Source organism: Candidatus Aminicenantes bacterium, assembly GCA_026393855.1.
Taxonomy (GTDB): domain Bacteria; phylum Acidobacteriota; class Aminicenantia; order Aminicenantales; family UBA4085; genus UBA4085.
Genome location: JAPKZJ010000030.1, coordinates 1 through 6,893, shown reverse-complemented (window position 1 = coordinate 6,893; position 6,893 = coordinate 1). Strand labels below are relative to the sequence as shown.

At 64.9% G+C, this 6,893-nt stretch carries 4 protein-coding genes; all 4 read right to left on the bottom strand.

Translation table 11 applies throughout. From position 1 onward, the window contains the following. Positions 1 to 271: 271 nt before the first annotated feature. The gene (gene carB / locus NTZ26_04125; GenBank protein ID MCX6559679.1) at positions 272 to 3,460 is read right to left on the bottom strand and encodes a carbamoyl-phosphate synthase (glutamine-hydrolyzing) large subunit; all 3,189 of its coding nucleotides are present in this window, start codon (positions 3,458 to 3,460) and stop codon (positions 272 to 274) included. Beyond that, a complete protein-coding gene (gene carA / locus NTZ26_04120; GenBank protein ID MCX6559678.1) occupies positions 3,457 to 4,533 on the bottom strand; it encodes a glutamine-hydrolyzing carbamoyl-phosphate synthase small subunit in 1,077 nt (358 codons plus the stop codon). The genes carB and carA overlap by 4 nt, the downstream gene beginning before the upstream one ends. Positions 4,534 to 4,677: 144 nt before the next feature. Further along, entirely contained in the window at positions 4,678 to 5,616 is a 939-nt protein-coding gene (locus tag NTZ26_04115; protein ID MCX6559677.1) for a glycyl-radical enzyme activating protein, read from the bottom strand. Further along, positions 5,613 to 6,893, bottom strand: a 1,281-nt coding sequence (locus NTZ26_04110) for a formate acetyltransferase (protein MCX6559676.1), incomplete at its 5' end; no start/stop codon positions are given. The genes NTZ26_04115 and NTZ26_04110, both read right to left, overlap by 4 nt.

The window sequence follows — 6,893 nt, the reverse complement described above, 5'->3', positions numbered from 1 at the left end:
TGGTCGCGTGCTCAAACAGCCCTCGGCACATGCAGCCGAAGGCGCTAACATATCCCCGCCTTCGAAGGCGGGGTAGGGGTGGTGATATCAATGAGAATAAAAGTGTTGTGCGCCTTCGGAATAAAAAGCTTTTCCTTCGCGGTTTCGCCCTCGCGGGGACCGTTGAGGCAATCGTCCCGTCGAGGACCGCGCAAAGCCTGGCCGTTGGCCGACACCCCGAACCGCAAATGTTTCCCGGAGATGGGAGAAGAACTTTTTTTCGAGGGGCGGCCTATTCGTACTCGGCCCAATGCTTGATCAGCAGGTCGGGCATTTTCTTCTGGGCCAGGGCGTGGACGAAGAGGTCGGCGATCTGGATGTTGGTCAGGAGGGGGATCGAGAAGTCGACCGCCATCCGGCGCAGCTCGTAGTCGCTGTCGAAAGCGGCCTTGCGCGAAGGGTCGGGCACCGAGATGACGAAGTCGATCTTGCGCTCGCGCAGGAAGTCGCGGATATTGGGCGTGCGGCGTTCGTGGACTTTGTGCAGCAGTGTCGTCGCGATGCCGTGCTGGCCGAGAAAGAGTGAAGTTTGGGCGGTGGCGTAGATGGTCAGGCCGAGATCCCGCAATTGCTCGGCCGCGTGCAGGAACTTCTGCTTGTCGGCCCGCGAGCCGATGCTGAGCAGGATGGTCTTGCGGGGCAGCGTGTAACCGGCCGAGAGGAGCGACTTGAGCAACGCCTCGGCCGCGTCCTCGCCCAGGCAGGCCACTTCGCCGGTCGAGGCCATCTCGACGCCGAGCGTCGGGTCGGCGCCCTTGAGCCGCGAGAACGAGAACTGGGGGGCCTTGACGCCGACGTAGTTGAGGTCAAGCGTGGATTTGGAGCAGTGGGGCGTCCGGCCGAGCAGGGCCTCCACCGCCAGGTCGATGAAGTTGACCTTGGTCACCTTGGAGACGAAGGGAAAGGAGCGCGAGGCCCGCAGGTTGCATTCGATGACTTTGACGGCGTTGTCCTTGGCGATGAACTGGATGTTGAACGGCCCGGTGATGCGCAGGGCCGCAGCAATTTTGCGGCCCGTCTCGCGGACCTTGCGCATGGTCTCGATGTAGGTCTTCTGGGGCGGCAGAACCATGGTCGCGTCCCCCGAGTGGACGCCGGCGTTCTCGATGTGCTCGACGACGGCCGAAGCGACGATCTTCCCGTCCTTGGCCACGGCGTCGAGCTCGATCTCCTTGGCGTTGAGGATGAACTTGCTGATGACGACGGGGTATTTGGGCGAGACCCGGGCCGCCCGCTTGAGGACGGTCTCCATGTCCTTCTCGTCGAAAACAACGCTCATGGCCGCCCCGCTGAGCACGTAGGACGGGCGGACCAGGACCGGATAGCCGGCGCCGCGGGCGAAGGCCCGGGCCTCGCGCACGGAGCGGAGCTCCTTCCATTCGGGCTGATCAATGCCCAGCGAATCCAGCAGCCGGCCGAACTTGAAGCGGTTCTCGGCCGTGTCGATCGACTCGGGCGACGTGCCCAGTATCCGCAGGCCGGCCTTGTGGCACTTCATGGCGATGTTGTTGGGAATCTGGCCGCCCATGGACAGGACGATGCCGCGCGGGTTCTCGCGCTTGTAGATGTCCAGAACCCGTTCGAAGCTCAGTTCCTCGAAGTACAGCCGGTCGCAGATGTCGTAGTCGGTCGAGACGGTCTCGGGGTTGTAGTTGACCATCAGCGTTTCGCAGCCCAGGCGCTTGAGGGCCAGGACGGCCGAGACGCAGCACCAGTCGAACTCGACCGAAGAGCCGATGCTGTAGGAGCCGGAGCCGAGGACCATGACCTTTTTGTTCTTGCGCTCGAAGCGGACGTCGTCCTCGGTCCCGTGGTAGGTCGTATAGAGGTAGTTGGTCCGGGCCGGGTACTCGGCGGCCAGGGTGTCGATCTGTTTCACGGCCGGCCGGATGCCGAGCCGCTCGCGGCGGGCTCGGACCTCGCTCTCGCGCGAGCCGGTCAGGATGGCGATCTGCTTATCCGAGAAGCCCTTCTTCTTGGCCGCCGTCAGGACGTCGCGGGACAGGGCGGCCAGAGCGCGGCCGCGGACTTCGGCCTCCTGATCGACGATGGCCTTGATCTTGGTGATGAACCAGCGGTCGATCTTGGTCAAGTGATGAATGCGGTCGACGGTCCAGCCCTTCTTGAGGGCCTCGGCGATCCCGAACAAACGCTCGTCGGTGGGGTGCTTGAGCTCGAGCTCGAGGTCCTCGAAGGAGTAGCTGTCGTTGCCGACGACCCCGTAGACGCCGATCTGGAGCATTCGAGTGGCTTTCTGGAGGGCCTCCTCGAAGCTGCGGCCGATGGCCATGACCTCGCCGACCGACTTCATCTCGGAGCCGATCTTTTTGGATACCCGGCGGAACTTCTTCAAATCCCAGCGCGGGATCTTGACCACCAGATAGTCCAGGGCCGGCTCGAAACAGGCCGTCGTCTTCTTGGTGATGGAATTGAGCAGATCGGGCAGGGCCTGGCCGAGGACGAGCTTGGCGGCGACGAAAGCCAGCGGATAGCCGGTGGCCTTGGAAGCCAGGGCCGAGCTGCGCGACAGCCGGGCGTTGACCTCGATGATCCGGTAGTCGCCCGTCCGCGGGTGGAGGGCGTATTGGATGTTGCACTCGCCGATGATGCCCAAGTGGCGGACGGCCCGGATGGCGATCTCGCGCAGGCGGTGGTACTCCTCGTTGGTCAGCGTCTGCGAGGGGGCGATGACGATGCTCTCGCCCGTGTGGATGCCCATCGGGTCGAAGTTCTCCATGTTGCAGACGGTGACGCAGTTGTCGTCGACGTCGCGGACGACCTCGTACTCGACCTCTTTCCAGCCCTCCAGGTATTCCTCGATCAGGACCTGGGAGGCGTGGGCGAAGGCCCGCTTAAGGGCTTCCTTGAGCTCGGTCTCGTTCTGCGACAGCCCGCTGCCGCGGCCGCCCAGGGCAAAGGCCACCCGGGCCATGACCGGATAGCCGATGGCCCTGGCGATGCGCAGGCCGTCCTCGATGGTCGAGGCGGCCAGGCCCCGCGGCGACTTGAGCCCGATCTCGGCCAGTCGGGCGTTGAAGCGCTCGCGGTCCTCGGTGTCCTCGATGACGGAGATCGGTGTGCCGAGAACGGCGACATGATGGCGCTCCAGAACCCCGGATTTGGCCAGGGCCACCCCGCAGGTGAGCGCCGTCTGGCCGCCGAAAGAGAGCAGGATGCCGTCCGGCTTTTCCCGGGCGATGACCTTCTCCACGAAGTCGGGGGTCACCGGCAGGAAGTAGATGCGGTCGGCCAGGAACTCCGAGGTCTGGATGGTGGCGATGTTGGGGTTGATTAAAACGACTTCGAGCCCCTCTTCCTTGAGGGCCTTGATGGCCTGCGAGCCGCTGTAGTCGAACTCGCCCGCCTCGCCGATCTTGAGAGCGCCCGAGCCGAGCAGGAGGACTTTGGAGACGCGGCTCACGGCAGGCTCTCCAGGAAGTCGTCAAAGAGGAAATCGGTATCCGTCGGTCCCGGGGCGGCCTCGGGGTGGAACTGGACGCTGCGGAAGGGCTTGCTGCGATGGCGGATGCCCTCGTTGGTGCCGTCATTGGCGTTGCGGAACCAGGGGACCCAGCCCTTGGGCAGAGTCTCGATGTCGACCGCAAAGCCATGGTTCTGGCTGGTGATGTAGCAGCGCCGGGTCCCTTCTTCCAGGCAGGGCTGGTTCTGGCCGCGGTGGCCGAACTTGAGCTTGTATGTATTGGCGCCGGCGGCCAAGGCCAGGAGCTGGTTGCCCAGGCAGATGCCGAACGTCGGCAGGCTCTCGGCCATCAGTCGGCGCAGGGTGGCGATCACGGCCGCGCACTGCTTGGGGTCACCCGGCCCGTTGGAGATGAGAATCCCGGCGGGGGCGTATTCCATGATCTTCTCGAACGGCGTATCGGCGGGGACCCGGACGACCTTGACGCCGCGCCGCAGCAGGCTCTGCAGGATGGCGAGCTTCATGCCGCAGTCGATGACGACCAGGCACTTTTTCTTGTTCTTGTTGTAGACCTTGATCCGCTTGACGGTGACCTCGCCGACCAGATGGCGCTTGTTGGGGTCGGCGATCATCCGGGCTTCGCGGCGCAGGGCGGCCAGGTCGGCTTTGGTGTAGTAGGTCTCGAGGATGCCCAGCATGACGCCGTGGACGCGTAGCTTCTTGGTCAGGGCCCGGGTGTCGATGCCGGCGATGCCGGGGATGGCGTTTTCCTTCAGCCAAGTGTCGACGTTCTTCTCAGAGGACGCGTGGGAAGGGATTTGGCAGATCTCGCTGACGATGTAGCCCCAGATCTTGGGCTTGTCGGACTCGAAGGATTTGGGCGAGACGCCGTAGTTGCCGATCAGGGGATAGGTCTGGCAGAGGATCTGGCCGTGGTAGGAGGGATCGGTGATCGATTCCGGGTAGCCGACCATGCCGGTATTGAAAACGACTTCCCCCGAGACCTTGGCGAAAGCGCCGAAGCCTTCGCCGGGCCAGACGCTGCCGTCTTCGAGGACCAGGACCGCTTTCAAGAGATGGGGCTCCGTAAAAAATCGGCTTATTATAGCCGTTCACCGCGGGCGACTCAAGAAAAATAGGGGGACGGGCTTTGCAGTCCTCTTGTTCGATAGAACAAGAGGGCACCATACGTAACCCTCTAATTATGCTTTATGGTCTCAACCCTCAACGGTCACTTCGAAGCCCAGGCCGGCGAGGACGTCCCGCGCCGCCGCGACGAGCGATGGGTCCAGATCGCCGTCCCAGGCCTGATGGGGATAGATCCGCCCCAGCGATCCGTATTTGCCGATGCCCATCCGGTGATAGGGCAGAAGGCGGACTCGGCCGAGGCCGAGGGACCGCAAGAATCCGCCGATGGCGCGCGTATTCTCGACGATGTCGCCAAGGCCCGGGATAAGCGGCAGGCTTACGACGACCTTCTCCGGCGCCATGGCGGCCAGCCGCTTCAGGTTGGCCAGAATATTTTCGTTCGACCGGCCCGTGACGCGGCGATGCGTTTCCCTGTCGAGCGTCTTCAGGTCGAAGAAGATTCTCTCTGCGGCGGCTAGAGCAGGTTCCGCCTTGGCCCAATCCCATTCGCCGCATGTTTCTATAGCCGTGCCGATGCCGTAGCGCCGAATCCGGACGGCGACTTCGGCCACGAAATCGGGGTGGAGAAGCGGTTCGCCTCCGCCGAAGGTCAGGCCGCCCCCGGTGTTCCAGAAGAGGCGGATGTCCTTCATCAGCTCCGCGCAAAGCTCGTCGGCCGCCATCCGCCGGTCCGCCAGGACCAGCGCTCCGGCGGGACACTGCCCGACGCAGGCGTGATCGTCGCACTGCGCGCACAGGTCGCGGTCGAAGACGGGGATGGCGTTCTTCGCGTCTCCTACGCGGACAATGTGGACAGCGCCGTGTCGGCAAGCGGCCAGGCAAGCCATGTCCCCCGTGCACACCGCCCTCCGCCAGCGAAGCTGCGGCCGATCCGCCTGGCCTTCGGGATTGGAGCACCAGGTGCAGCGCAAGGGGCAACCCTGCAGGAAGACGAGCGTGCGCAGGCCGTGTCCGTCGCGCGTGGCTAGAGTCTGGATGTCGAAGACCGGCGCGGAAATCGCCGTCATAAAGCGTGCTCCGTCCGCTCGATGACCTGGTCTTGGACGGATTTCTGGAGCTCGACGAAGAAGGCGCTGAAGCCGGCCACCCGGACGATCAGGTCGCGGTAGGCCTCGGGATGGGCTTGGGCGTCGCACAGCATGCGGCCGTCCACGACGTTGAACTGGACCTGGAAGGCCGTCTGCGTCTCGAACAGGGTGCGTATAAGCTGGAGGAGCTTCAGCGACCCGTCCGTGCCGCGCAGGGCCGACGGGTGGAACTTCAGGTTCAGCAGGCCGCCGCGGATGCGGCTGTGGTCCACTTTTTGGGCCGAGCGGAGAACGGCCGCCGGGCCGCGGCGGTCGGTCCCGGGATGCGGCGAGGTCACGCCGTCGGCTACGGGCTCTCCGGCGACTCGGCCGTCGGGGGTCGCCCCGCAGGCCTTACCGAACGGGGTCATGGTCGAGATGGCCAGCATGCTTGGGTCGTAATGGGCGCCGAGATAGTTCGGCCCGGCTTCGACCGTGTCGCAGTAGAAATCCCACAGCCCGCGCATGATCGCGTCCGCGGCCGGCTCGTCGTTGCCCCACTTGGGGGCGTCGAGCACCTTGCGCCGCAGGAGCTCGTGCCCCTTCCAGTCCGCGGCCAGAGCGGCCCGCAGTCCGGCCAGCGGCATGCCGCCGTCGCCGCACACGACATTCGCCGCGGCCAGGGCGTTGACGACGTTGACCAGACCGGAGCTGAGGGTCGTCGGCGTCGCGATGTTCAAGGCGCCGCCGCGGTCCATGGAGCGGCCGCGCTCGATGCAGTCGCGCACGGCGGCCGAGCAGAAGATCAAAGGCACGGTCCGGGCGTGGGCTTCCATGACCACGTTCCAATACTCCTGCCAGCGGCGGATGGCCAGCGCCAGGAAGCGCTTGTACTCGGCCTCGAGCGAGGCCAGATCCTCGGGCACCGGCCGCTCTTCCAGGACGATCCCGGTGCGCGGATCGCGGCCGCCGTTCAAGGCCAGCTCCAGGAGCTTGACGTGGTTGATGAAGCCCGGCTGAACGACGCCGTAGCTGCATCCTTCGAGGACGGGCTCGGTGCAGCCGCCCATGGCCGCGTATTTGCGGATAAACCCCAGGCCGAGCTGGGGATTGCGGCCCAGCTCGTGCTTGAGATAGACCTCGGTGTTGAACCAGGCCGGAAAGCCGACGCCGGTCTTGACGCCTTCCGCGCAGGCCAGCAGGAAGTCGGGGCTCAAGCCGGGCGTCCACCATACCGACAACGTCGGCTGGGTCGTCGGAGCGTTGATCGCGGCCCG